At 59.4% G+C, this 25,621-nt stretch carries 17 protein-coding genes, 1 tRNA gene and 5 pseudogenes; 9 read left to right on the forward strand and 14 right to left on the reverse strand.

The window, feature by feature from the left end:
* Window positions 1-196 precede the first annotated feature (196 nt).
* The 8 genes from CE491_RS26130 to CE491_RS26165 all read right to left on the reverse strand — a co-directional run bounded on the left by CE491_RS26130 (window position 197) and on the right by CE491_RS26165 (window position 10,239).
* The gene (locus CE491_RS26130) at window positions 197-1,615 is read right to left on the reverse strand and encodes a sigma-54 interaction domain-containing protein (RefSeq protein ID WP_110951224.1); all 1,419 of its coding nucleotides are present in this window, start codon (window positions 1,613-1,615) and stop codon (window positions 197-199) included.
* An 81-nt stretch (window positions 1,616-1,696) separates the two neighbouring features.
* On the reverse strand, window positions 1,697-3,280 hold the full coding sequence (locus tag CE491_RS26135) for an ABC transporter ATP-binding protein (RefSeq protein ID WP_110951225.1): 1,584 nt from the start codon (window positions 3,278-3,280) through the stop codon (window positions 1,697-1,699).
* Between the two features lies 1 nt (window position 3,281).
* Complete coding sequence (locus CE491_RS26140; RefSeq protein WP_110951226.1) at window positions 3,282-4,304, reverse strand: ABC transporter permease; 1,023 nt, start codon at window positions 4,302-4,304, stop codon at window positions 3,282-3,284.
* Complete coding sequence (locus CE491_RS26145; RefSeq protein ID WP_110951227.1) at window positions 4,304-5,368, reverse strand: microcin C ABC transporter permease YejB; 1,065 nt, start codon at window positions 5,366-5,368, stop codon at window positions 4,304-4,306. Before CE491_RS26145 ends, CE491_RS26140 begins: the two co-directional genes overlap by 1 nt.
* A complete protein-coding gene (locus CE491_RS26150; protein WP_110951228.1) occupies window positions 5,368-7,236 on the reverse strand; it encodes an extracellular solute-binding protein in 1,869 nt (622 codons plus the stop codon). The genes CE491_RS26145 and CE491_RS26150 overlap by 1 nt, the downstream gene beginning before the upstream one ends.
* Before the next feature lie 343 nt (window positions 7,237-7,579).
* Complete coding sequence (locus tag CE491_RS26155; RefSeq protein WP_110951229.1) at window positions 7,580-7,861, reverse strand: peptidylprolyl isomerase; 282 nt, start codon at window positions 7,859-7,861, stop codon at window positions 7,580-7,582.
* Window positions 7,862-7,966: 105 nt separating this feature from the next.
* Window positions 7,967-8,851, reverse strand: coding sequence for a triacylglycerol lipase (locus CE491_RS26160; protein ID WP_110951230.1), 885 nt, complete (start codon window positions 8,849-8,851; stop codon window positions 7,967-7,969).
* Window positions 8,852-9,153: 302 nt separating this feature from the next.
* On the reverse strand, window positions 9,154-10,239 hold the full coding sequence (locus CE491_RS26165; RefSeq protein ID WP_110951231.1) for a 3-deoxy-7-phosphoheptulonate synthase: 1,086 nt from the start codon (window positions 10,237-10,239) through the stop codon (window positions 9,154-9,156).
* Between the two features lie 689 nt (window positions 10,240-10,928).
* On the opposite strand from CE491_RS26165, the pseudogene CE491_RS26170 reads away from it, so the two are divergent.
* A pseudogene (locus tag CE491_RS26170) lies at window positions 10,929-11,696 on the forward strand (carbon-nitrogen hydrolase family protein).
* Entirely contained in the window at window positions 11,697-12,158 is a 462-nt protein-coding gene (locus tag CE491_RS26175; RefSeq protein ID WP_110951232.1) for a GNAT family N-acetyltransferase, read from the forward strand. It abuts the pseudogene before it with no gap.
* Between the two features lie 120 nt (window positions 12,159-12,278).
* Here CE491_RS26175 and CE491_RS26180 read toward each other — a convergent pair whose 3' ends face one another.
* Complete coding sequence (locus CE491_RS26180) at window positions 12,279-12,512, reverse strand: DNA-binding protein (RefSeq protein ID WP_110951233.1); 234 nt, start codon at window positions 12,510-12,512, stop codon at window positions 12,279-12,281.
* A gap of 82 nt (window positions 12,513-12,594) precedes the next feature.
* On the opposite strand from CE491_RS26180, the gene CE491_RS26185 reads away from it, so the two are divergent.
* From CE491_RS26185 to CE491_RS26215, 7 genes and pseudogenes are all read left to right on the forward strand, one after another.
* Window positions 12,595-12,945: a helix-turn-helix domain-containing protein gene (locus CE491_RS26185; RefSeq protein ID WP_110951234.1), complete on the forward strand. Its 351-nt coding sequence runs from the start codon at window positions 12,595-12,597 to the stop codon at window positions 12,943-12,945.
* A 206-nt stretch (window positions 12,946-13,151) separates the two neighbouring features.
* Window positions 13,152-13,796, forward strand: a complete 645-nt coding sequence (gacA, locus tag CE491_RS26190) for a response regulator transcription factor GacA (RefSeq protein WP_110951235.1) — start codon at window positions 13,152-13,154, stop codon at window positions 13,794-13,796.
* 1 nt (window position 13,797) lies between these two features.
* Window positions 13,798-15,621 carry an excinuclease ABC subunit UvrC gene (uvrC, locus tag CE491_RS26195; RefSeq protein WP_110951474.1) on the forward strand — a complete coding sequence of 608 codons (1,824 nt, stop codon included), beginning with the start codon at window positions 13,798-13,800 and terminating at the stop codon, window positions 15,619-15,621.
* Window positions 15,622-15,653: 32 nt separating this feature from the next.
* The gene (gene pgsA / locus CE491_RS26200) at window positions 15,654-16,214 is read left to right on the forward strand and encodes a CDP-diacylglycerol--glycerol-3-phosphate 3-phosphatidyltransferase (protein WP_110951236.1); all 561 of its coding nucleotides are present in this window, start codon (window positions 15,654-15,656) and stop codon (window positions 16,212-16,214) included.
* Between the two features lie 61 nt (window positions 16,215-16,275).
* Window positions 16,276-16,351 (forward strand) — tRNA-Gly (locus CE491_RS26205).
* 236 nt (window positions 16,352-16,587) lie between these two features.
* A pseudogene (locus CE491_RS26210) lies at window positions 16,588-17,202 on the forward strand (phage integrase central domain-containing protein); the annotation flags it as partial.
* A 188-nt stretch (window positions 17,203-17,390) separates the two neighbouring features.
* Window positions 17,391-18,743: an LLM class flavin-dependent oxidoreductase gene (locus CE491_RS26215; protein ID WP_110951237.1), complete on the forward strand. Its 1,353-nt coding sequence runs from the start codon at window positions 17,391-17,393 to the stop codon at window positions 18,741-18,743.
* Between the two features lie 278 nt (window positions 18,744-19,021).
* Here the strand turns inward: CE491_RS26215 and CE491_RS26220 are convergent.
* From CE491_RS26220 to CE491_RS26240, 5 genes and pseudogenes are all read right to left on the reverse strand, one after another.
* Window positions 19,022-20,225: pseudogene (locus tag CE491_RS26220) on the reverse strand (acyl-CoA dehydrogenase family protein).
* Between the two features lie 197 nt (window positions 20,226-20,422).
* On the reverse strand, window positions 20,423-21,115 hold the full coding sequence (locus CE491_RS26225) for a peroxiredoxin-like family protein (RefSeq protein WP_110951238.1): 693 nt from the start codon (window positions 21,113-21,115) through the stop codon (window positions 20,423-20,425).
* 101 nt (window positions 21,116-21,216) lie between these two features.
* Window positions 21,217-21,492, reverse strand: a pseudogene (locus CE491_RS26230) (LLM class flavin-dependent oxidoreductase); the annotation flags it as partial.
* Window positions 21,493-21,549: 57 nt separating this feature from the next.
* Entirely contained in the window at window positions 21,550-22,545 is a 996-nt protein-coding gene (locus CE491_RS26235; RefSeq protein ID WP_110951239.1) for an ABC transporter substrate-binding protein, read from the reverse strand.
* Between the two features lie 424 nt (window positions 22,546-22,969).
* Window positions 22,970-25,522 (reverse strand): annotated as a pseudogene (locus CE491_RS26240) (TonB-dependent receptor plug domain-containing protein).
* Between the last annotated feature and the right edge of the window lie 99 nt (window positions 25,523-25,621).

Consider the following 25,621-nt stretch of genomic DNA (forward strand, 5'->3'; position numbering starts at 1 on the left):
AGACGTCTCGCGACGCGAAATTTAACCTTCGCCTCGAAGATGGGCATTCGTAGCAGCTGCTTGCCGGGGAATGCAGTGGGGATGCCGTTTGGCCATCCGCGTTCACCCAGGGCGGATGCTTAGGGGCACGGTCAAGAATGAATTCTGCGCCAGTCATGAGAAAGCAGTTAAGTCTCTATTTGTGGATTAAGTCTCTTTAACGAGACTCGGCAATCCCCAGCGCAGCCATCTTCTTGTACAGCGTCGAACGCCCCAGACCCAGCTGACGCGCCGCCAGGACCACGTTGCCTCGACATTGCGCAAGTTTTGCCTGGATAAACTCGCGATCGAACCGGTCGCGGGCCTCACTGTAGGTTTCGTTCGTCACGGGCTGCAGGCGCCGGCTCAGCGCGCCGCCTTCGTGGGGAATCAACGTACCGATGGCCGCGCGGATCTGGGCAGCGGTCAATTGCAAATCGTCGCTGAGCAGCGCAGCGCGTTCCAGCACGTTGCGCAATTCCCGGACATTGCCCGGCCAGGCGTGTTGTCCCAGCATCGCCATGGCACCGGGATCAAGCTCATGCTGGCTGTGCAAATCCTCCAGAATCGCTTCGCTCAGCGCCGGCAGGTCATCCAGCCGGTCTCGCAGGGGGGGTACCTCGATCGGCAGCACGCTCAAGCGGTAATACAGATCGGCGCGAAACTCGCCGCGTTTGATCGCCGCGTCGAGGTCCGTGGACGTCGCGGCAATCAGCCGGACATTGCTTTTGATCATCTGGTTGGAGCCTACAGGTTCGTATTCCTTTTCCTGCAACACCCGCAGCAATTTGCTCTGCAGGGCCAGGGGCATGTCGCCAATCTCGTCGAGAAACAGCGTGCCGCCTTCAGCCAGATGCAACTTGCCTGGTCGGCCGCGTCGGTCAGCACCGGTAAACGCGCCTGGTGCCGTGCCGAAAAACTCGGCTTCAAGCAGCGTTTCGGGAATGGCCGCGCTGTTGATGCTGACAAAGGGTTTGTGAGCCCTGGGCGAAGTGTTGTGAATGGCGTGGGCCAGCAGCTCCTTGCCCGTGCCGGTCTCGCCCAGCAGCAAGACGGCGGACTCGGTGCTCGCGCTGCGTCGGGCGCGACGCTTGACCTCAAGGCTCGCGGCGCTGGTGCCGATGAACTGCGCGAAGCTGTATTTGGCCTGACGGGCGCGCAGCAGCGAGCGGGTCGACGCCAGTTCCTGCTGCATGCTCGCGTAGCGCTTGAGTAATGGCGACAGCGCGTGCAGCTCGTCGAACAGGGCAAACCCAATCGCCCCGATCACCCCTCCGCTGTCGTCATGGATCGGCAGGCGCATGACCACCAGCGGGTCTTTGGCGGTGTCCATCATGTCCAGCAGGATCGGCTGGCCGTTGCTCGCGACCTCTCGCAGCAGACTTCCCGGAATGACTTTTTCGCACGGCTGGCCCACGGCCCGATCCGGATCTTCAAGGCCGAAGCGCCGTGCGTAGCGTTCGTTGATCCAGACGATCCGCGCATCCTTGTCCACGATCACAGTACCTTCACTGGACTGCTCGATGATTTCGAACAACGAACGGATCGCTAAGTGCCGCACGCGTCGGTAATCCTTGAGGCTGTCACTGTCTTTCATGCACTGTTCCGTGGTTCCCATACCCGGCATCTGGCCGATCAGACTGCAGGTTAAGCGCTTTCTCAATTGAACCCCGGGGCGTCAGTTAAAACCCGGGTGCGCCGCAGCCAGCAGCTCCCGGGTGTAGGGATGCTGCGGCGCGTCGAACACATCGTGGCTTGCGCCGCGCTCGACGACCTTGCCGTCCTTGACCACGATCAGGTCATGGGCGAGGGCCCTGACCACCGCCAGATCGTGGCTGATGAACAGGTACGTCAGGCCGTGTTTCTCTTGCAGCTGGCGCAACAGCGCCACCACCTGTTTCTGCACTGTGCGATCCAGTGCCGACGTGGGTTCATCGAGCAAAATCAAGGCAGGTTTGAGCACCAGGGCCCGGGCGATGGCGATACGCTGCCGTTGCCCGCCGGAAAACTCATGGGGGTACCGATGTCGGCTCAACGGATCGATGCCGACTTCCTCCAGGACACGAATCACTTCGGCTTCACAGCGCACCTTGTCCAGTTCGCTGTGTACTTCCAGGCCCTCGCTGATGATCTGCGCCACCGAGATGCGCGGGCTGAGGCTACCGTAAGGGTCTTGAAACACCACTTGCATCTGCTTGCGCCAGGGGCGCATCTGCTTCTGACTCAGACTGTCGAGTGCCTGACCCTTGAAGCGGATACTGCCACGGGATTCCAGCAAGCGCAGAATTGCCTGACCAAGTGTCGATTTTCCCGAGCCGGATTCGCCGACAATGCCCAGCGTCTTGCCGCGCTCGATGCTCAGGCTGATGTCATCGACGGCCTTGAGGTACTCCTGATGGCGATTGAAGATGCCGCCGCCCAGCGAGAACCAGACCCGCAGGTTTTCGACTTCAAGGACTTTCTCACGGGTGTCGCGGGGCAGAGGTTCGCCAGCAGGTTCAGCGTCGAGCAGTAGCTGGCTGTACGGGTGTTGCGGGTGCTTGAACAGGGTTTGGCAGTTGGACTGCTCGACGATCTCCCCGGCGCGCATCACACAGACCTTCTGCGCGATGCTGTGCACCAGATTAAGGTCATGGCTGATCAGCAACAGCGACATGTTCAGACGTTGCTGCAGCTCCTTGAGCAAAAACAGAATCTTGCGCTGAACGGTGACGTCGAGTGCAGTGGTGGGCTCGTCGGCAATCAGCAGCTCCGGCTCGCAGGCCAGGGCCATGGCGATCATCACCCGCTGGCGCTGGCCGCCGGACAATTCATGGGGGTAGGCCTTCAGGCGCTTCTTCGGGTGCTGAATACCGACCAGCTCCAATAATTCGAGAATGCGTGTCTGTGCAGCCTTGCCGCTCAAGCCTTTATGCAGCAGCAAGGTTTCGCCGATCTGCCGGGACACCGTGTGCAGCGGATTCAGCGAGGTCATCGGCTCCTGGAAGATCATCGCGATCTGGTTGCCACGGATGCGCCGCATCAGCTTGCCGTCGGCACCCAGCAACTCCTGGCCGCGATAGCGAATGCTGCCGCTGCTGACCGTACCGGCCTGAGGCAGCAACTGCAGGATGGAGTGCGCCGTCACCGACTTGCCGGAACCCGACTCGCCTACCAGCGCCAGGCATTCGCCGGCCGGGATGTCGAGACTGATGTGCTTGACCACTGTATTGCCGTTGAAAGACACCGACAGGTCTCGGATTTCAATGAGATGTTCAGACATGTCAGGACCTCGGGTCGAAGGCGTCACGCAACGCCTCGCCAATGAACACCAGCAGCGAAAGGATCAACGCCAGGGTGAAGAATGCCGTGAAGCCGAGCCAGGGTGCTTGCAGGTTCTGCTTGCCCTGGCCGATCAATTCACCCAGTGACGCACTGCCGGCCGGCATGCCGAAACCCAGGAAATCCAGGGCGGTGAGGGTCGAGATGGCGCCGGTGAGAATGAACGGCAGGTAGCTGAGGGTCGCATTCATCGCGTTGGGCAGAATGTGGCGCAGGATCACTTTGCGGTCATCCAGACCCAGCGCACGCGCAGCTTTGACGTACTCCAGGTTGCGTCCGCGCAGAAATTCGGCACGCACCACGTCCACCAGGGCCAGCCACGAGAACAGCGCCATGATGCCCAGCAGCCACCAGAAGTTGGGTTCGACGAACCCCGAGAGGATGATCAACAGATACAGCACCGGCAGTCCGGACCAGACCTCCAGCAGACGTTGACCGATCAAGTCGACCCAGCCGCCGTAATAACCCTGCAGGGCACCTGCGGCGATGCCGATCAAGGCGCTGATGACCGTCAGGGCCAGGGCAAACAGGATCGATACCCGCGCGCCGAAGATCACCCGGGCCAGCACGTCGCGGGCCTGATCGTCGGTGCCCAGCCAGTTGATTGCCGACGGCGGGCTGGGTGCGGGCTTGTTCAGGTCGTAGTTGGGGGTATCGTCGCTGAACGGGATCGGCGGAAACAGCATCCAGCCGTCGCCCTTGCTGATCAGCTGGCGTACGTAGTCACTGCGGTAATCCGGCTGGAACGGCAACTGGCCGCCAAACTCCTGCTCGGTGTGTCGCTTGAAGGCAGGAAAGTACAACTCGTGTTGATAACTGAGCACCAGGGGTTTGTCGTTGGCGATCAGCTCGCCGCACAGGCTGATGGCGAACAAGGCGCAAAACAACCACAGCGACCACCAGCCACGGCGGTTGTTGCGGAAACGCTCGAAACGCCGGCGAGCCACCGGGGACAGTCTGCGCATCAGGCGTTCCTCGCGCTGAAGTCGATTCGGGGGTCGACCAGGGTGTAACAGATGTCCCCGACCAGTTTTATCAGCAGCCCGAACAGGGTGAAGATAAACAGCGAGCCGAACACCACCGGATAGTCACGAGACACCGCGGCCTCGTAACTCATGCGACCCAGGCCGTCGAGGGAGAAAATCACCTCGATCATCAGAGAGCCCGCGAAGAACACGCTGATGAACGCCTGCGGAATGCCCGCTACCACCAGCAGCATCGCGTTGCGGAACACATGCCCGTAGAGCACGCGGCGCTCACTCAAGCCCTTGGCGCGGGCGGTGACCACGTATTGCCGGGTGACTTCGTTGAGGAAAGAGTTCTTGGTCAGGATGGTCAGCGTCGCAAACCCGCCGATCACCAGCGACGCGACAGGCAGGACCAAGTGCCAGAAGTAGTCGGCGAGCTTGCCCAGGGTGGTCATCTGATCGAAGTTTTCCGAGACCAGCCCGCGCACCGGGAACCAGCTCAGCGAAGTGCCGCCGGCGAACAGCACCACCAGCAGCATGGCGAACAGAAAGGCTGGCATGGCGTAACCGACGATGATTGCGGTACTGCTCCAGATGTCGAAATGACTGCCATGCTTAACCGCCTTGCGAATGCCCAGCGGAATCGACACCAGATACGTGATCAGCGTCGCCCATAAACCCAGGGATATGGATACGGGCATCTTCTGCAGAATCAAGTCGGTAACTTTGGCCCCGCGGAAGAAGCTGTTGCCGAAATCCAGGCTGGCGTAGTTCTTGAGCATCAGCCACAGGCGCTCGTGCAGCGGTTTATCGAAGCCGTACTGGTGTTCGATTTCCTTGATCAGCTTGGGGTCCAGACCGCGACTGGCACGGGACTGGCCGGTGTTCATGGTTTCGGTATGACCGGCGCCGATGGTGCCACCGGCCACGCCTTGCAGCTTGGCAATGGCTTGTTCCACCGGGCCGCCCGGCGCTGCCTGGACGATGAAGAAATTCACCAGAAGAATGCACAGCAGGGTCGGGATGATCAGCAGCAAACGCCGGGTCAGGTAGCCGAGCATTACTTCACCTCCGAAGGAATGGCTGAGGCGCCCCGTTGCTGGGCGAATTGTTCAGTGGTCAGCGGCTGCGGGCTGATTTCCCACCAAGTGTCGATGGCTTCGCTGTTGCTGGCCTGCACCTTGGGGATGCCGAAACGGTTCCACCAGACCGTGGAAGAGCCTGGCGGATAATAGTTGGGTATCCAATAGAAGCCCCATTGCAGCACGCGGTCCAGCGCGTGGGCATAGTCGATCATGGCGGGTTTGGTGTCGGCCTTGGCCAGGCCGTTGATCAGGGTGTCGACGGCAGGATCACGCAGCACCATGTAGTTGCTGGACCCCGAATCTCTGGCCACTTTGGAACCGAAGTTGTTGTACAGCTCCAGGCCCGGTGAAGTCGATACGCCGTACCCGGTGACGATCATGTCGTAATCACGGGCCATTACCCGATTCAGGTACTGGGCCGAATCGATGCGCCGGATTTCGAAATCGATACCGATCTGCGCAAGATTGCGCTTGTAGGGCAGCAGGATCTTCTCGAAACCGCTCTGACCGTTGAGGAAGGTGAAGCTCAGCGGCTCGCCAGCGGCGTTGACCAGCTTGTCTTCCCTGGGCATCCAGCCTGCTTCCTCCAGCAATGCCAGCGCTTGCAACTGCTTATCGCGGATGAAGCCGGTGCCATCGGTCTTCGGTGTCTGGAAAACAGTGGTGAAAACTTCAGAGGGAACCTGACCGCGCAAGGGCTCCAGCACTTTCAGCTCCGATTGTGTAGGCAACTGCGTGGCGGCCAGGTCACTGTTGGAAAAGTAGCTGTTCTGGCGCACGTACACGTTGCGCATCATCTGCTTGTTGGTCCATTCGAAGTCCCAGAGCATGGCCAGCGCCTGACGCACGCGGCGGTCCTGGAATTTGGGCCGATCGAGATTGAACACGAAGCCTTGAGAGCTTTGCACCGCACCCTTGGCCAGATGCGCGCGCTGCAGACGACCTTCGGTCAGGGCCGGGCTGTCGTAGCCGATGGAATAACCCGTGGCCGAGTACTCGCGGTTGTAGTCATAGCCGCCGCCGCGCAGCACCTGGCGAGCGACGTCGGTGTCGCCGAAGTATTCGACGCTGAAATGATCGAAGTTGTAGACGCCTCGGTTCACCGGCAGATCCTTGGCCCACCAGTTCGGATCGCGCTCGAAGGTGATGCTGCGGCCGGGGTCGACCTTGCCGATGCGATACGGACCGCTGCCCACCGGGACCTCGAAACCGCCGCTGTTGGCGAAGTCCTTGTCTTTCCAATAGTGCTCGGGAAACACCGGCAGGGATGCCAGGTCCAGTGGCAGGGTGCGGCTTTCGTTGCTTTTGAAGTCAAATCGAATCTGCGTCGGCGACTCGACTTCGACACCTTGCACATCACCGAACTCGGTGCGATAGGACAGGCTGCCTTGGGTCATCAGCAGGTTGTAGGTGAAGCGCACATCCTCGGCGGTGATCGGGGTGCCATCGGAGAACCGAGCCTTGGGATTGAGGAAGAAACGCAGTGACATGCCATCACTGGCGCGCTCCATCTTTTCGGCGATGAGTCCGTACACGGTGTAAGGCTCATCCAGCGACTTCACCGCCAGCGGCGAGTAGAGCAGACCATTGACCTGGGACACGCCTGTGCCTTTGTCCAGGTACGGCATGATGTGGTCGTACTGACCGATTTCCTGTGCCGAGCGCCGCATGCTGCCGCCTTTTGGGGCGTCCGGGTTCACGTAATCGAAATGCTTGAAGTCGGCCGGATAGCGGGGCGCTTCGCCATAAACGGTCAACGCGTGTTGAGGTGCTGCGGACAGGGATTGAAAACCTGAGACAAGGACGAGTGTTGCAACGATCAGCGATGAAAAAACAAAACGCATTACACGAATCCTGACTGACGTTGTAGCGCAACATCAGGGTTGAAGGGCGTGGACGGGCGGTTGCGGCCTGTCCTGTAGGTTGACTACCTGGTGGTTTCTTATTCGTTACCTCCGGTGGCAAGGTACCGCAACCCCGTGATCTTTGTAACCGCACACTATCTCTGGGTGATGACTTCTTGCCGTGATGCCCAAGCACGCTGGCGCTCAAGCACCTGCGCCCCGGTGAACCGGATAAAACGAAGCAATTTCTTTGCCGCAATGGATTGCGCGGCAATTTCCCGCGTTGCAAATGCAAACGGCCCGCTTTTCAGGGCGGGCCGTTCGAGGCGAGCATTCTGCAGGATCAGTCCTGGCGGCTGGTCACTTCCAGCAGGTGATAACCGAACTGGGTTTTCACCGGACCCTGCACGACATTCACAGGTGCGCTGAACACGACAGTGTCGAACTCCTTGACCATCTGGCCTGGACCGAACGAACCCAGGTCGCCGCCCTGGCGGCTGGAAGGGCAGCTGGAGTTGGATTTCGCGACTTCGGCAAAATCAGCGCCGCCTTGGATCTGAGCTTTGAGTTCGTTGCATTTCTCTTCGCTGGAAACAAGGATGTGGCGGGCAGTGGCTTTGGCCATGTGGGGGTACTCCTGTGAAAAAAAGGAAAGAGCCTACCGGATTAAGGAAGGCATTTCTCGAGAAAGTTCCAGCTCGCGGGCTGAGTGGGGTGATCCTGTTGGGTGCTACAGGCCTTTTCCGAGCAGCAAGGCTGCATGCTCGACATACAGCTTCACTGGATCGATATCTTTGCGCACCACCCCGGCCGTCTGGTTCACCGCATCGACGTGATCGAGGGGATAATCAGAGCGAATGACCTTGCCTAGGTGTGAGCTGTAGCGCCCGACGAGACCGTCGTTGTGAGCGGCTTCCCGCTCGAATAGCAGTGCGCAACTGCGCAGTGCCAAGTGTAGTGGGTCCAGCGCGTTTTGCCCTTCGACGTACAGCGAACTCTGGATGCAGCCGCTCCAGGAGTAATAATGCACACCGTCTACCCGTTCCGCCCCTTCGCCGCCCCATTCTTCAGGTAGGCCCTGCGGGTAGCTGCGATTGAATTTCGCGACGCCCTCAGTCGTTAGAGCGTCCAGCGCGCGCCGAGGATCCTGCGGCAATTCGGGGTTTGCACTGAGCATTGCCAGGAAACGGGCGAAGCCGCTCACCAGTCTTGTTGCCTGTCGCTCAGGCATCTCGCCAGGGGTAAACGCCTGTCGGACGCGATCGGCCACCTCCGAACCATGGTTCGGACCGCTGACTGACGTCACGGAAGCGACCCGGTCCGGACGAACGGCCGCGGCGTAGCGGGAGGTCAGCGCCCCTTGGCTGTGACCGATGAGATTGACCTTGAGGTAGCCTGTGCGCTTCAGAAAACGCTCGATCTGCACCAGCAATTGCTCGCCGCGAGTCTCGTTGTCGTGTACTCCCGATAGCACCGGCACATGGACGCGACACCCGGCTTTCTCCAGCGCCTGAACAATCCCATAAAACATGTCGAATGTGCCGATACGGTCGAATCCGAACAGTCCGTGCACCAGCAGGATCGGGTATTTGGTGGTGACAGATAGGTCATTCATGGTGAGCAGTCCCTCGCTTGATCTGAGCGGGCGAGGTTAACCAGCGTGATGAGGTCGTGTTGAGGGGTAACCTTCAGTGAAGGTGGACTTCGGGCTTCTGTTACAAAGCTGCGATGTCGAGTGAGCAGCCCGGATTTCGCTGGCTGCGCCGGTGGATCGACCAGAGCTGGCGATGGGTCTGAAGGACATCTGCTGGATGTCTTACAGCGTCGATCCACAAGTCGAGAGAGTCGCGCTGTCATGAGTGACAAGCGCCGGGGAAGCAGGCCGCATGAATCCGGCCAACTTCCCATGTGCGCATGTTACCTGTAACGCAGTTTGTGCACGGCCTCACGCAGCAAGCGTTCAGTAGCGTCCCAGCCCAGGCAGCCGTCGGTGACCGAAACGCCATAGCGTAACGAGTCACTCAAGGGCTGGCAGCCCTCGAACAGATGACTTTCCAGCATCATGCCGATCAGGGTGTGGTCACCCGCCAGGCGCTGGCGCAGGACATCATTGAACACGTGGGGCTGGCGCAGCGGGTCCTTGCCGCTGTTGGCGTGACTGCAGTCCACCATGATGCGCGCGGCGGTACGGTTCTTTTCCAGGCTGGCGTTGACCCTGGTCACGCTGGCTGCGTCGTAGTTCGGCCCGTTGTGCCCGCCGCGCAGCACGATATGGGTGTCCGGATTGCCTTGGGTTTCGATGATCGACGGATGCCCCTGCCGATCGATGCCGAAGTGACGGTGAGCATGGGCCGCGGAACGAATCGCGTCGCAGGCCACGGACACGCCGCCGTCAGTACCGTTCTTGAAGCCGACCGGCATTTGCAGTCCGCTGGCCATTTCCCGGTGAATCTGCGATTCGGTGGTCCGTGCGCCGATGGCGACCCAGCTGAGCAGGTCGTCGAAATAGCCAGCAACCATTGGCTGCAGCAGCTCGGTCGCAATCGGTAGACCGAGGCCGATCATCTCGCGCATCAGATGGCGAGACAGCGTCAGGCCTGCGGCCATGTCGTCACTGCCATCCAGATGTGGATCGTACGCCAGGCCTTTCCAGCCCACGGTGGTGCGCGGTTTTTCGACATAGGCGCGCATCACCAGCAGCATCTGATCGCTGACTTCGGTGGCGAGGCTGGACAGGCGTTCGGCATATCCGAGGGCGGATTTCGGATCATGGATGGAGCAAGGGCCAACGACCACCAGCAGGCGCGAGTCTTCACCGTTGAGAATGGCGCGCACCGATTGGCGGTGGGCTGCGACTTGCGCAGAAAGTGCGAGGTCCAGCGGCAGCTGGCTTTTCAGCGCCAGGGTGCTCGGCAAGCGTTGTGGGGCAGGGTGGCTGTCGATCAGGGTCACAAGGCTGGACGGCAGGTCAGACAGGTTTTTTGCAACGACGGACGAGTTCATGGGCAGGGCTTCCTGGTCGGCGGGCAATGTCGCGCGCGGACCTACTGGGGTGTTCGACAATTTGCCGTGAGGGCTGTGGGTGTTGATTTGCCACCTGTCAGTGACCGATCGGAGGCGGCAGGCTGGCCCGAACGGAGGGTGCTAAATCGCCATGCGAAGTCGATGTCGTTGCGGTAATAGGTGCTGTAGTTCATGTCGTGTTCCTCGATTCGAAGCGTTAGTCGCGGTATTTACGGGGCCCGGAAAAACAAAACCCCCGATCGGGAGGCCGACCGGGGGTAGAGTTATCTCTGGTTGGCGTCCCGTGATTCGTGGGCGCCGGTTGGGTATCAGGCGCGCCAGTGGCTAAACCAATACCCATAAAAATAAGAAGCAGGGGAGGCGCTTGTCATTGCTTCCCACGCAGCAGTTTCCGCCACCGGACGCGAGGCGTCGGCAGGGCGCTGAAGCTGGTGAAGGATGGAAAGCAACATGAGCGGTCTCCGTGGAATGTCGGCGAGCTTACTTCAGGGGCACGAAGTTATTCAATTGGAAATTCAATCGACGTGACGAATAGCGCTTTTCAGGGGGGTGAAGACGCAAATTGGCCGCGAGTCTGGTCAACCCCTCGGACGCCGGTAGAATGGCGCGCTGGGGCTTCGCGTGGCGAAGGCTGCCAGGTTCGGACGATTGGGAGATCTGCGATGCGGATGAGTATAAGGCCCGGCGCGATGGTATTTGCAGTGGCTCAGTCACGCTCGGTGGCAGGGGATATCGAGGCGAATGTGCAGCGTCACCTTCGTTTCATGGAGACTGCCGCTGGACATGGGGCAGATTTCCTGATGTTTCCCGAACTGTCGCTTACCGGCTACGAACCCACTGTAGCGCGCGACCTTGCACTCACGATTCATGACCCTCGGCTGCAGCCCATACGGGATATGGCGCGGGAACTGAAAATGGTAACGGTGGTGGGCGCGCCACTGCGTTCGGCAATCCCTGGCGAGGTATTGATCGCCGCACTCGTTTGTAGGCCCGATGGTGGGGGCGAACTGTACTCCAAGCAGCACCTGCACAGCGGGGAAGAGTCGGTTTTCAGTGCGGGAACCGGTGGTGCGCCAGTGGATATTGGAGGCGAGTGACTGGGGTTGGCGGTGTGTGCCGATTTCAGTCTGGCCAGCCATGCACGAAAAGCGGCCGAAGCAGGCGCCACACTCTACGCCGCAAGCGTGCTGATCTCCGGTGGAGGTTATGAACATGACGCAGGTTTGCTCAGCGGCTATGCGCGAACTCATGGGATGTCGGTACTGATGGCCAACTATGCGGGCGTGACCGGCGGCTGGACGTCTGGTGGGCGCAGCGCACTCTGGGACGAAAACGGCGAGCTTGTCGCTGAAATGCCGGGGGCGCAGGAGGGGTTGCTGTTCGCGCAACGCACCGACGATGGCTGGTCGGCCACCACCGTTGCGGTCGCGCTCTAGATGCCGGCGCTGACCGACAGCAAAGGCAAGGCGCTTCGACTGCGGCCTGCAACCGATCAGGACCTGACCTTCGCCCGGGAACTGACCCGCGTCAACATGCGCGACTATTACATTCGCTACGGTCTGGTGTGGCAGCCCGAAGCGTTCGATGCCGAGTGGCCCAGACGCGAAAGCTATCTGGTTGAACAGGCTGGCAGGGTGATCGGGTTTCTCGGGCTGACCACTGAAAGCCACTACCTCTATGTGCGGGATGTGCAGTTGGTTGAGGCTTATCGCGGCGAAGGTGTAGGGCAGTGGATCATGACCTGCGTGGTGCAGATGGCCAGGGACAGGGGATGTGAAAGTGTTCGGCTCAAGGTGTTCAAGAGTAACCCGGCAGCGGATCTCTATCTCAGGCTTGGCTACTTTTATGTGGGTGAAGAGCCTGCCCTGTTCTGGATGGAGCGGCCAGTGAATCAGTGACCGCGGGAACAAAGAAAGAGCGGCGGCATAGTCTTACCAACCCTGGGGTTAACAAGGCCATGTCTATTTATGCTCAGCGAAGAACTTTACTTCAGGTCTTACACAAGACTGGCCAACTAACTAATCGGTCGATGCATCGGTTTTAGTGGCCGGTGCCGCCGGTATGACGCCTACTTTCATGCCCAACAGCACCGCTACTTTATGTGACTCACCACGTCGACCTTTTTTTCGGCCAGAGAGAATCTGATAAGTCGTGGCCGGGTCTACGCTGTTTTCCCGGGCAAACTCTTGAACAGATTTACCCTGCTCATCCAGCCAGGCCTTGGCTTGTGCTGCCGTGCGTATTCCGGGCATAGTTCAAAACCGTTCAAGTTTGTTCAAATTTATCTGGATTCTACCATTCGTAAGGATGGGGTCAACAAGGTTATGCATTCAAATGAGTGGAATTGGTGCCCGAATTAGGCAGGAGCGCGAGCGCTTGGGGCTTTCACAGCGAGCGTTTGGCGAAATTGGTGGTGTTGAGCCTAATGCGCAAGGCAAGTACGAAAGCGGTGACCGTACCCCCAAGGCCGATTATCTGGCGGCCGTGGCTGCCAAAGGTGTTGATGTGCTGTATGTGTTGACCGGCGTGCGTACGCCTTCGCCTATCGAGCATCTGACTGAGGTCGAGGAGTGGGTGTTGGGGAGCTACAGAACGCTGGTCAAAGAAGATCAGGACGCCATTCTTCGCCTGACGACCACGCTGGCGGAATATAAGGCGACCTATGCAACGGAAAGAAATCAATAGCAGGGGGAGACCGACATTTCGTTGCGGATGCATGCGTGCGTTTGAAGATTTTTTGCAGGTTTTATGGTCGATGATGATAGGTTGTCGGTATCGTTGTAGATCATCTGTCAAGGCCAGCCCGACGTTGCTTCGCGCTAGGTCTTGCACTTTCTTTTTTGCTAAGGTGACGAGCTGTCGTCATTTGGATTGCTCCGTGAGGTGTCTGCTTGATTAGGGTGCTGGTTGTCGATGACCATGATCTGGTTCGGACAGGTATCACACGCATGCTCGCCGACATCGATGGTCTGCAGGTCGTCGGGCAGGCCGACTCCGGTGAGGAAGCATTGAAGAAAGCCCGCGAGCTCAAGCCGGATGTCGTGCTGATGGATGTGAAAATGCCTGGCATCGGCGGTCTTGAGGCCACGCGCAAATTGTTGCGCAGTCACCCGGAAATCAAAGTGGTCGCGGTGACGGTATGCGAAGAAGATCCGTTTCCAACCCGTTTGTTGCAGGCCGGAGCGGCAGGCTATATGACCAAGGGCGCGGGTCTGGCGGAGATGGTCCAGGCCATTCGCCTGGTGTTTGCCGGTCAGCGCTATATCAGCCCGCAGATTGCCCAGCAGCTCGCGCTCAAGTCTTTCCAGCCACAAACCAGCAATTCGCCGTTCGACCTGCTGTCCGAGCGGGAAATCCAGATCGCTCTGATGATCGTCGGCTGCCAGAAAGTGCAGACCATTTCCGACAAGCTCTGCCTCTCCCCGAAAACCGTGAATACCTACCGATACCGCATCTTCGAGAAGCTTTCGATCGGCAGTGACGTCGAGCTCGCCTTGCTGGCCGTGCGTCACGGCATGGTCGATGCCAGCGCCTGAAATGACCCAACCGTTCGATCCCAGCGCCTTTCTTGCGACCTGCAGTGGCCGCCCCGGTGTATATCGCATGTTCGATACCGAGGGCCGGCTTCTTTATGTGGGCAAGGCCAAGAACCTGAAAAAGCGCCTCGCCAGCTATTTCCGCAAAACCGGTCATGCGCCGAAAACCGGTGCACTGGTGGCGCGTATCTCTCAGATCGAAACCACCATCACCGCCAACGAAACCGAGGCGTTGTTGCTGGAGCAGACGTTGATCAAGGAATCACGTCCGCCTTACAACATCCTGCTGCGTGACGACAAATCCTATCCCTATGTGCATTTGTCCGATGGCGAATTCCCCCGCCTGAGCATCCACCGTGGCGCGAAAAAGGCCAAGGGGCGTTACTTCGGGCCATACCCGAGCGCGGGGGCGATACGTGAAAGCCTGAGCATCCTGCAAAAAACCTTTCATGTCCGACAGTGCGAAGACAGTTTCTACAAGAATCGAACGCGGCCCTGCCTGCAATACCAGATCAAGCGCTGCAAGGCCCCTTGCGTCAACTTCGTAGAGCCGCAGGTGTACGCCGAAGACGTTCGCCACTCTGTGATGTTCCTTGAAGGGCGTAGCAATGCTCTGACCGACGAGTTGAACATGCTCATGGAGAAGGCCGCCATGGCGCTCAATTTCGAACAGGCTGCCGAGTTGCGTGACCAGATCGGCCTGCTGCGTCGGGTTCAGGATCAACAGAGCATGGAAAGCGGCAGTGGCGACGTCGACGTGGTCGCCGCTTTCGTTAATCCGGGCGGCGCCTGCGTGCATCTGATCAGTGTGCGCGGCGGCCGGGTCTTGGGCAGCAAGAACTTCTTCCCCCAAGTGGGTATCGAGGAAGAGGTCGGGGAAGTCATGTCGGCATTCCTGGCGCAGTATTTCCTTGGCGGCGGCGAGCGCGAACTACCGAGCGAGGTGATCGTCAACGTGGTCAACGAAGACTTCCCTGCGCTGATCGAGGCCATCGACGCCTCTCGCGGCAAGGAAATCACCATCAGCCATCGGGTGCGCGGCACCCGGGCGCGCTGGCAGCAGTTGGCGGTGACCAACGCCGAGCAGGCGCTTGCAGCACGTCTGGCCAATCGTCAGCACGTCGCAGCGCGTTTCGAGGCCTTGGCCGAAGTTCTCAAACTGGATGAACCGCCGCAACGGTTGGAATGCTATGACATCAGCCATTCCAGCGGTGAAGCAACAGTGGCGTCGTGTGTGGTATTCGGGCCGGAAGGGCCGATCAAGTCCGATTACCGCCGCTACAACATTGAAGGCGTGACAGCGGGCGACGACTATGCGGCGATGCACCAAGCCTTGACCCGGCGCTTCGGCAAGATCAAGGACGGTGAGGGCAAATTGCCGGATATTCTGTTGGTCGACGGCGGCAAGGGGCAGTTGAACATGGCTCGTGACGTCATGAATGAATTGGCTGTGCCGGACCTGATCCTGCTGGGGGTGGCCAAGGGCACGACGCGCAAGGCCGGCTTCGAGACGCTGTACCTCAATGATGCCGCCAATGAGTTCACCCTGCGCGGCGACTCGCCGGCGCTGCATCTGATTCAGCAGATCCGCGACGAAGCCCACCGTTTTGCAATCACCGGGCACCGAGCGCGTCGGGGCAAGACCCGGCGTACATCGACTCTCGAAGGGGTGGCAGGCGTCGGGCCGACGCGGCGTCGTGACCTGCTCAAGCACTTCGGTGGCCTGCAGGAATTGTCCCGCGCGAGCATCGAAGAAATCGCCAAGGCACCCGGAATCAGTAAAAAGCTCGCAGAGTTGATTTATGCGAGCCTGCACAGCGAGTAGAATGCCCGCTCACCTCGTAGCCAGTTGTGCCGATGAATATCCCTAATCTGATTACCGTATTACGTGTCCTGCTGATTCCGATCTTCATTCTGTTGTTTTATCTGCCGTATCACTGGAGCTACATGGCCGCCAGTTCGGTCTTCGCTCTTGCAGCCGCCACCGACTGGCTGGACGGTTACCTGGCCCGTCGGCTGGAGCAGAGCACACCGTTCGGTGCGTTTCTCGATCCGGTCGCCGACAAGCTGATGGTCGCCGTGGCTTTGGTGTTGCTGGTGCAGGCCCACGCCAATTTCTGGTTGACCTTGCCGGCTGCGGTCATCATCGGACGCGAGATCGTGATATCGGCGTTGCGCGAATGGATGGCCGAACTGGGCGCGCGCGCTCAGGTAGCGGTGTCGAATCTGGGCAAATGGAAGACAGCAGCACAGATGCTCGCGCTGGTCATTCTGCTGGCCAACCCTCCGGCCTTCACCTTCTGGGTCGTGCTGGGTTACGTGCTGCTGATGATAGCGGCGGGGCTGACCCTGTGGTCGATGGTGCAATACCTCAGAGCGGCCTGGCCGCACCTGCGGACCACCACAGAGGAAAAATAAGTTTTTTTAAATCAAGGGGTTGACGCGATCATCTGAATCTATAGAATGGCGCCCACACCAAGCGGGAATAGCTCAGTTGGTAGAGCACGACCTTGCCAAGGTCGGGGTCGCGAGTTCGAGTCTCGTTTCCCGCTCCAGTTTACGATCTACAGACTTCCACTGATGTCTGTAAGCCATTGAAAAAAGGACCTTCGGGTCCTTTTTTCGTTCCGGCGTCAACCGCTGAAATCCAGCACTATTCGGTGCATTTAAATCCCGATTTGGGTCCCGAATGAGGATCCTGGATTTGGATGTGCACTGAATCGGATTTTTGCTGGAGCACCTTGGATAGCAAGACGAGCATTTGGCCCCGACTCAGTTCAGGAGCTCTCTATGGCACTCGCGGATACGACCGTTCGGCAAGCCCGGTTTGGGCAGTTATCCGCAAATCAGCCTCAAAGAAGCCCGTGCACTACGTGACGAGGCACGCGCTTTGGTCGCCCAAGGCATCAATCCCTATGAGTATCGTAAACAACTGCGGCTTGCTGTACGTTTTGCGACAGAGCATACCGTCGAGGCCGTGTTCAATCAGTGGGTGGAGTTCCGAAGGCTGAGCCTGAAAGAAGGACGCCAGAGTACGCTCTCGCAGATCTTGCGAATCTTCAACAAAGACGTCTTGCCCGTACTGAGTGGTAGGTCTATCCACGATATCAATCGTCACGATCTGCTGGATTTACTGAGCAGGATCGAACAGCGCAAGGTCTTAACGACAGCCGGAAATGCCGAACCTGATTCAATCAATTGTTTCGCTATGCGCGGGTGAAAATCCATGGGCTGGAACACAATCCGGCTTTGCCCAAATGTACCGCCCTACATCGTCCCGCTGTCGGTTCAGGCGCTGGAGATAGTGCGGTATATGCTTGGTCAGGTTGTCCCCGCGCAACGTTACTTATCTGCGCACCGAAGCGACCTTAGCAAGCGCGTCAGCGAAAACGTCCTTCAGAACAGTTTTTAACGTCCATAAGAAATAACAACAGGGCGCGTTACTATGCGATTGTATGATGTATAGGATTTCAGTTGATAAATTAAAAACATATTAGCTTAGCGCTCGAAGGCATTTCACAAGGACGATAGCAGCGCTTAAGGTCTTGCGCATACCGGCCAAAAGAGCCGCCAATCAGCAGGGAGAAAACGCGCATGGCACACCCGCGACAGCTTAAATTCGGCGCAATCCTGACCGGGGTCGGCACGGCCCAGAATGAATGGCTGCATCCTGAGATTCCCGGTGATGCCAGTGTCGACATCGACTGGTATCGCCAATTGGCGCAGCAAGCCGAGGCGGCCAAGTTCGATCTGGTGTTCATCGTCGACAGCCCCTACATCACCACCGATTCAGCGCCGCACTACCTCAACCGTCTGGAGCCGTTGACGCTGCTGTCGGCGTTAGCGGGCGCCACTTCGAAAATCGGCCTAGTGGCAACGCTGACCACGTCCTACACCGAGCCGTACAACGTCGCACGCCAGTTCGCTTCGCTGGACCTGATCAGCAAGGGCCGCGCAGGCTGGAACGTAGTCACTACCGGCCTTGAAGGCGCGGCAGGCAACTACGGCCGTGAAGAACACATTGACCACACCGACCGCTACCGTCGCGCCCGCGAGCACGTGCAAGTGGTGCAAGGTTTGTGGGACAGCTACGAAGACGACGCCTTCCCGCGTGACAAGCAGCGTCGGACGTTTCTGGACCCAAGCCGTCAGCATCGGCTGAACCACAAGGGCGAGTTTTTCTCGGTCACAGGACCGCTGAACATTGCCCGCTCGGCTCAGGGGCAGCCGGTGATTTTCCAGGCCGGGATTTCTGAGTCCGGGCGTGCACTGGCGGGGGATCTGGCCGAGGGTATTTTTGCTGGCGTGGATAACTTCGAGGACGCGCAGGCGTATTACCAGGACGTCAAGCAACGCGCAGTGGCGGCGGGCCGCAATCCAGATCACATCACCATCCTGCCTGGCATCTCACCGATCATTGCCGACACTGACGAACAGGCGCGCGAGATTGAGCGCGAGTTGCGCGGAGAACTCGATCTGGGCAAGGCCTTGGTGGCCTTGGGGCGGCCGTTCAACTACCACGATTTCAGTCAGTATCCGTTGGACGAGCCGTTCCCTGAACTGGGTGATCTAGGCTCAAACAGCTATCGCGGTCACGCCGAGCACATCAAAAACACCGCTCGGGAAAAAGGCCTGACATTGCGTGAAGCGGCCTTGCGTTTCGCCACGCGCTATTCCAGTTTTGTCGGTTCGCCGAAAACCGTGGCGGACGAGATCGAGCGCTGGTTTGTCGGGGGGGCGGTGGATGGCTTCAACATTCGTCTGAGTGCGCCGAGTGAGTTTGCGCGTTTTACCAATCAAGTCCTGCCGATCCTGCGCGAGCGCGGGCTGTTCCGCAGCGAATACAGCCACGACACCCTGCGTGGGCATTTGGGCTTGCCGGTGCCGGTCAATCGGCATGCGCGTCAGGTGCAGGTTGAGGTGCAGGAGCCGTTGGCGACGGCTTGATACTGGTCCTTGGGAGACTCTTTCTTCTGTGACCGGATCGCGGTTTTTTTAGGACCCGTGGGAGCGGATTTATGTTTGGTGCGCATAAAAAAACAGGCCGCCCCCTGCCAAAGGAGCAGCCTGTAAAAAACCTTGATCAAACACAAATCTGTTGGAACGAGGCTTGCGCGCGAAGAAGTTGGCACCTCGGTTTTACCTGACACTCCGTGTGGTTAACTTCGCGCGCAAGCCTCGCTTCAACGGGTCTGCGGCGACCGTTCTAAAAGGCCTGGTTTCACTTACCCCCAGTGCTGCGTAAATGGCGCCTTGCCCTCATTCAACAACACCACATCATTCTGCGGCGTATGCACACGCTCGCAGACCACGTTGCGGTATCGGCTTTGCAGCGGATTCTTGCGTGCCAAGCCCGGATTGCCCGCCGCTTCAATGGCCAGTTCCACGGCGCGAATCGCATTGTTGGTCATCAGGTATGCGATCTGCGCGGCATGCGTCGCCGGGGTCAGCCCTTGAGCGGCGGAGTCCAGGAGCGTGCGGTTGTTAAACAGCAATGTATCAATGTGACCGACCACTTCCTGAGAACGCGGCATCGTCCACAGCGACGCTCCGAGGTTGGACGGCGCGCGTTCTTCCAGCCATTGCACCAGCCACTGGCGGGCCGATTGTGCGATGCCGTCGTACACCGACGACAGCAACACCTATATCCACAGCATCCCCGAAGCATCGAGTTCCGGCTGAGGCGCGCTCCAGCGATTGACACTGACGGCGTGCTCCAACGGCAGCCAAACTTCCTCGAAAATCATTTCATGGCTGCACGTCGCGCGCATGCCCAGATGGTTCCAATCCTCGACGATGCGAATGCCAAGGCTGTCCTTGTACACCAGCCAACCGCCGACCAGCGGATCTTCGTCATCGCTGCGGCCCCTGACGTTGAACCAGGTCAAGCCATGGCTGCCGGTGGAGTAGATTTTGCGGCCACTGATGCGCCAGCCGTCCTCGGTTCTGCGCGCGATGGTGCCCGGCAAGCCACCGCGTGCCGGTGTGCCGAGGTCAGGCTCGCCCCGTAGCGAATTGATTGACGCGCCCTGGTGTACGGCCTCCTGGGCGACTTGAGTGTGCAGATGTTCGGGCCAGCTTTTGCTGTCTTGCAGGCGTGCGTGCTGGATGTACTGCATCACCAGAATCAAGGCGGTGGACGGCTCGCCACGGGCCACGGCGCTGATGAAATTCCGCGCCTGAACCAGGTTCGCGCCGCCACCGCCCTAGGTCTTCGGCACGGTAAAACCCAACAAGCGATGCTCATGCAGCAGGCTGAAGTTGGCATGAGGGAGCTCGATGAGGGAGCTCGCCGCTTTCGTCATAACGTTCGGCGCTGTCGGTCAGCGTCGCGTTCAGCGTCTCCAGGCGAGCGAGGAACTCAGGCTGGGATTCTGGCGCGGCATGGGACGGCCGCACCGGGGCTGAACGAAGGGTGAAAAGACCCATCGGGTGGTTCCTTCTCAATTGAAAAATGTGTCCAGGGCAGGCCCCCCGGTGGGGGCGGACCTGTCCGCGAAGAGGACTGTGAATCCGAAATATATTCGGCGTCTGACACATTGCATTCGCGGACGGGTCCGCTCCCACAAGGGAATTTTCTAACATGAGACCGCCTGTCTCTCGCAACACGGTGGTAGCTTCATAGGTCATACGGCTAATGAAACCTGCGGCCTTGGCGTCAAGGTTTTTAGCGCCTTGACCACGCCAATAATCGGGTCCGCCTCGGTGCGCACCAGCCAGTCCGGGCTGACTTCAGCAAACGCCACCCGGCCCGCGCCATCGATCACCAGCACCGTCGGTTGCGGCAATTCCCAGGTCCCGGTGCCGGTGATTTCACCGATGCCGTTGCCGCGGCTGAGCGATGCTCGTTTCGACGCCTCGTCGTAGCTGTAGAGAATCCCCAAGCGACGACCCAGGGCGTTGTCCTTGTCAGTCGCCACCTGCAATTGCAGTTCGTGTCGTCGCTTGATCTCGACCAGTTTCTCCGGCACTTGCGGGCTGACCGCCACTAACGGCACGCCCAACGCAGACAACTCGGGGAACAGTCGGCGCTGGTAATACGGCAGCGCGATGTTGCAGGCAGGGCAACCGGCGAAGCGGAAGAAAATCAGCACCGCCGGGCCTTTCGCGATCAAGGCGTCGCGTGTCAGTGTGGCGCCGTCGACTTCCAGCAATTCAAACGGCTCGAGGTAATCACCAGCCCTGACAAAGCGCTCGTGATCGGCGTTGTCCACCAGCGTCTGGCGCTGATCGACGTTGATTTTCAGGGCTTGCGGTGCCCAGCTCGCCACACGCTCGGCGTGCAGGTCGGCCAGCAAATGGTTCAGGGAATCGCTCATGCCAAGGCCTCCCGTACGGTGGGTTTTGCGCTGGTCGCAGCCTGCGATTCAACAGGCGATGAAGAGGCGCGTTCAGCGCTGTAACGATTGGCTGGCACAGCCAGACCGATGTTTTCGGTTGTGGCCGCCAGTGCTGAAAGAATGGTCAGCGGCTCGAAGCGATTTAGGTAATGCGGGCTGGATTTCCCATGAATGTGCAGGCTGTCGGCGATGAATACGAAGCCGAATTTCGCCGCTTCCGCCAGCTTCGCTTGGCCCTTGTACCAGCCAGAATTGACGCTGGCATCAGCCTGCGCGTTCGGGTGCCGCCACTCGCCCCAGCCGTGACCGACGCCGTGGACCATGGCGGCGAGTTTCAATTGACGTGTGTTGCTCATGATCATGCTCCTGAACGGTCAGTCGCCTGGCGCCCGAGCTGTTATCGGGCTGTTTGTTTATCGAGCTACCTGTTGAGCGGCTGCGGCGGCTGCCGTACGGACTGCGTTGAAGCTGGCGTCGAAGCCTTGAGACACATCGACGTGGCGCGTGAGGATGCCTTCCTGCTGATAGATGTCTGCGGTCTGTTGCAGGCCCTTGATCACGCTGTCATTGATGTTGACGCGGTCCATTTTGGTGTCGCGGGCAATGGCCAGATGCACCTCAAGCGGCAGGCCGGTGACCTTGGCTTGCGCGGCGGCGTATTCATCCGGGTGGGTGTTGGTCCACTGGTAGGCGCGGTCGATCCGGGCCACAAAATCGTCCAGTTGCGCGCGTTTCTCCGCGATGGCTTTGCTGGTGGCGGCGAGATAGAGATGGTTGGTCAGCAGCTTTTCACCCGTGGCAACAGGACGTGCGTCGTGCTGTGTGGCGATGGTGGTATAGGGCGCCCAAGTGGCCCAGGCGTCCGCGTCACCGTTGTTCAGCAAGATGCGCGACTCACTCGGCAGCAGGTAAACCCACTGCACGTCGGTGGTTTTCAGACCAGCTTCACGCAGCGCGCGGATGGCCAGATAATGGCCGATGGAACCGCGCCCGGTGACGATGCGCTTGCCCTTGAGGTCGGCCACGGTCTTGACCGGGGAGTTGTTGTTAACCAGCAGGGCTGTGGTGTAGCGCCCAGCGGCGTGAGTGATGCTCACCACCTTCAGCGGCGTGCCGGCGCCCAAGGCAAACACGTACGGCGCATCGCCCAAGCCGCCGATGTCCACAGCGCCGGCGTTCAGCGCTTCTCCCAAGGGAGAGGCGGCGGGGAATTCGGAAAACTGGATCTCGTAGGGGACGTTTTTGAGCTCGCCCGACACTTCCAGCAGCACCTTGATCGATGATTTCTGATTGGCAACCAGCAGTGGTTGCAGCGCCGCAGCGTGGGCGAACTGACCGAGAGAAAGACTCAGCAGGGTGCCAAGCAGCACATGTTTAAGCGTCGATCTGGCGTTGAGGCGAACAGCCATGTGGCGTATCTCCAGGCAATTGGGATGAGCGTTGGCAGCCTCCGCCTGAAAAGGGGTCGGTGACGGTTTGACCTTATGCCTATAAGAAATTCTTGGGAAGTATCGTTTGGTTATATGCTAATTATGTATTTTGGTGATTTTTTGGCGTGGTTAATATAAATAGTTGGTATTAAATTTTCCCGGCTCATGCACGAACCTGTAGGCGCCAACTGGTTGGCGAGAGGCCATCGCGTCGTGCTCGTTGAATCGCTTCGCGAACAAGTTGGCTCCTACAGGTTGTGCATAAGGCGAGGATCTGCCGGGATATATCAATTCCATGTGGGAGCGGACCTTTCCGCGAAGAGGCCAGTGAATCCGACAAATCTCCGGGGCCTGACGCATTGCTTTCGCGGACGAGTCCGCTCCCACGGCTACGCATCTGCTTTTAGAAGTTGTACGCCAGCCGCGTGTAGTAGTACGCGCCGCCAAACCCGAACGGAGAGAACTGTCCGTATTCGTAGGCGCCGGCCCAATCCTTGATACCTTTCTTGTCCGGGTACACATCGAACAGGTTGTTGGCCCCCAATGCCACGGTCAGCTGTTTGGTCAGGCTGTAGGCCACATCCAGATCGGTGATCCACTTGGCCGAGAACTTGCGGTCGTTGACCGGGTCGTTGTCGCCCTCGATGTAACTGCCAAAACGGGTCACCGCGAGATTGACGTCGTAGTCGTCGACCTTCCAGTTTGACGCCAGGATCAGTTTGGACTGCGGCGTGGCCACCGTCAGATCCTTCTGCAAGCGCCGGTCAAACAGCTGATATTGCGACCCCAGACTCGCCAGTTGCTGCGGGTTGTCCTGCAGTTTTTCGATCTTGGTCTGGTTCCAGTTGTACGCCGCGCTCCAGCGCACGTTGCCGTATCGCCCCAAGTCCTGGCGGAACTCGTTTACGACGTCGACACCTCGGGTACGCGTGTCCACCGCATTGGTGTAGTACTGCGCATACAGCGACGGCGACAGGCCGTTGGCGGCGAGGATTTGCGACACTGCAGACCCGCCCAGCAGGCTGGTGGACACGATGCGGTCACGAATTGCGATCTGATAGAAGTCGGTGGTCAGGCGATAGTTGTTCACTGGCTCGTAGGTGAAGCCAAAGCTGTAGTTGAGCGACTTCTCGGGCTTGAGCTTTTCCGCGCCCAGTGCCTTGGCCTCTGGCGTGTCCACCGGCAGTACCTTGACCGGCACCGACAGGCGCTAGCCATCGACGATCCCGCCGGAGGTAAACGTCGATGACGAGTAAATCGTCTGCGCCAGTGACGGCGCGCGAAAGCCATTGTTGACCGTGCCGCGCAGCGCGAACCCCGGCAGGATTTCATAGCGCGTCGAAAACTTTCCGCTCCAGGTGCTGCCGATGTCCTGGGTGTAATGCTCGTAGCGCCCGGCGACCCCGACGAACCATTTGTCCGTGACATCTAGCCCGAGGTCGAAGTAACTGGCGACGTTGTTGCGGCTGATGCTACCCGCATCGGCCTTGCTGGTGCCGTTATAAGACGCCAGTCCCGGTAGCGGCGTGGTGCCGGCAAAGGGTCCGCTGGGCAGCACGTAACTGCCCGACGTGTAGCTTGCGTAATCCCCCGCTTCGATTTCATAACGCTCGAAACGGTGCTCGAAGCCGAACGAGGTTTGCAGCGGATTTTTCAGGCCGATGTCGAAGCTGCGGTTGAAATCCAAGTTGTTGGTCCACTGATCGAAAATCTGTGAGGCCAGGTTGAACGATGTCGGGCTGGTAGGGCCCAGCGATGGGTTGATCGTGTTGTTGGCGTTGAGGGTTGAATCGTCTTCGCCCCAGGTCGAACTGACGTCGTAATTCCAGCCGCCGACTTCGCCTTTGAGGCCGCCCGCGAGTTGAAAGTCGATGGTGCGATTGCGCCGTTGGGCGTGGATGCCGTCGGGGTAGGGCGTGTCGGGGTCGCCTGCCAGTGAATTGATTTCATTGGGCCGATAGTTGCCAGTAACTTTGGTGGTTTCCATGTAGCTGACTGTCGAGAACGAATACAGCTTGAGGTCGTCCTGCAATGGGATTTCTAGGTTGTAGCTACCGTTGGTGACCTTCTCCCGTCCCAGCCCGTAGCTCGGGTTCCAGCCATGGCGGCTGACGGTTTGATCGCGGCTGTCGGGGTTGCCCGGCGTGCCGTACAACTGGCCGGTGGCGCTGCCGCTGCGGCTGTAGGGTTCCTGCTCTTTGGTGTCTAGCGCCAGATTGAGGAAACCATCGCCGGCCAGCGGCATGCCGTAGTTGAAGGTCTGGTGCGTAGTGTCGCCGTCGCCGCTGCCGTACTTGCCGAAACTGGTCTCGGCGCTGCCGCCGTTGTCGTTTTCCTTGAGGATGATGTTGATCACCCCGGCAATGGCGTCCGAGCCGTATTGCGCCGAAGCGCCGTCGCGCAGCACTTCGATGTGGTCGACGGCAGACACCGGGATCAAATCCAGGTTGACCGGCACGGCAGCAGTGCCGATCCGCGCCAAGTTGTTGATCAATGCGGTGTTGTGCCGACGTTTGCCATTGACCAGTACCAGCACCTGATCGCCGGACAGGCCGCGCATGGTCACGCCACGCACTGACCACGACGTGCCGCCGCCATTGATCGCCGGCAGGTTGAACGACGGCAGGAGGCGCGAGAGTACTTCTTTCAATCCGACCTTGCCGGTGGCCTGCAACTGTTCGGCGCTGATCACATCGATCGGCGACGGGCTGTCGGCCACAGTGCGCGGTTGGCTGCCGCGGTTGCCGGTGACCACCACGGTGTTGAGGGTCTGGTCGTCGCTGTCGGCGGCGTAGGTGTAAGCGCTGGCGCTCAGCAGGCTGAACGCGGCGTAGGCCATGTAGGTGTTTTTCGAGCGGATGTTTATCGCAGGCATGAATCGACGTCCTTGAAAAGTATTGTGCGCGTGCCAGCGTTCCCTCTGTAGGAGCGAACTAGTTCGCGAAGCGTCTGGCATGACACCCCACAAAAATGTCTCGTCAACAAGTTGTCTCCTACAGACGACGTGGTCGTTTCTGCAAGCGCGCACGTGCCCGCAACGACGCCGTGTCAGGCG

The sequence above is a fragment of the Pseudomonas bohemica genome (assembly GCF_002934685.1).
In the GTDB taxonomy this organism is placed as follows: Bacteria; Pseudomonadota; Gammaproteobacteria; order Pseudomonadales; family Pseudomonadaceae; genus Aquipseudomonas; species Aquipseudomonas bohemica.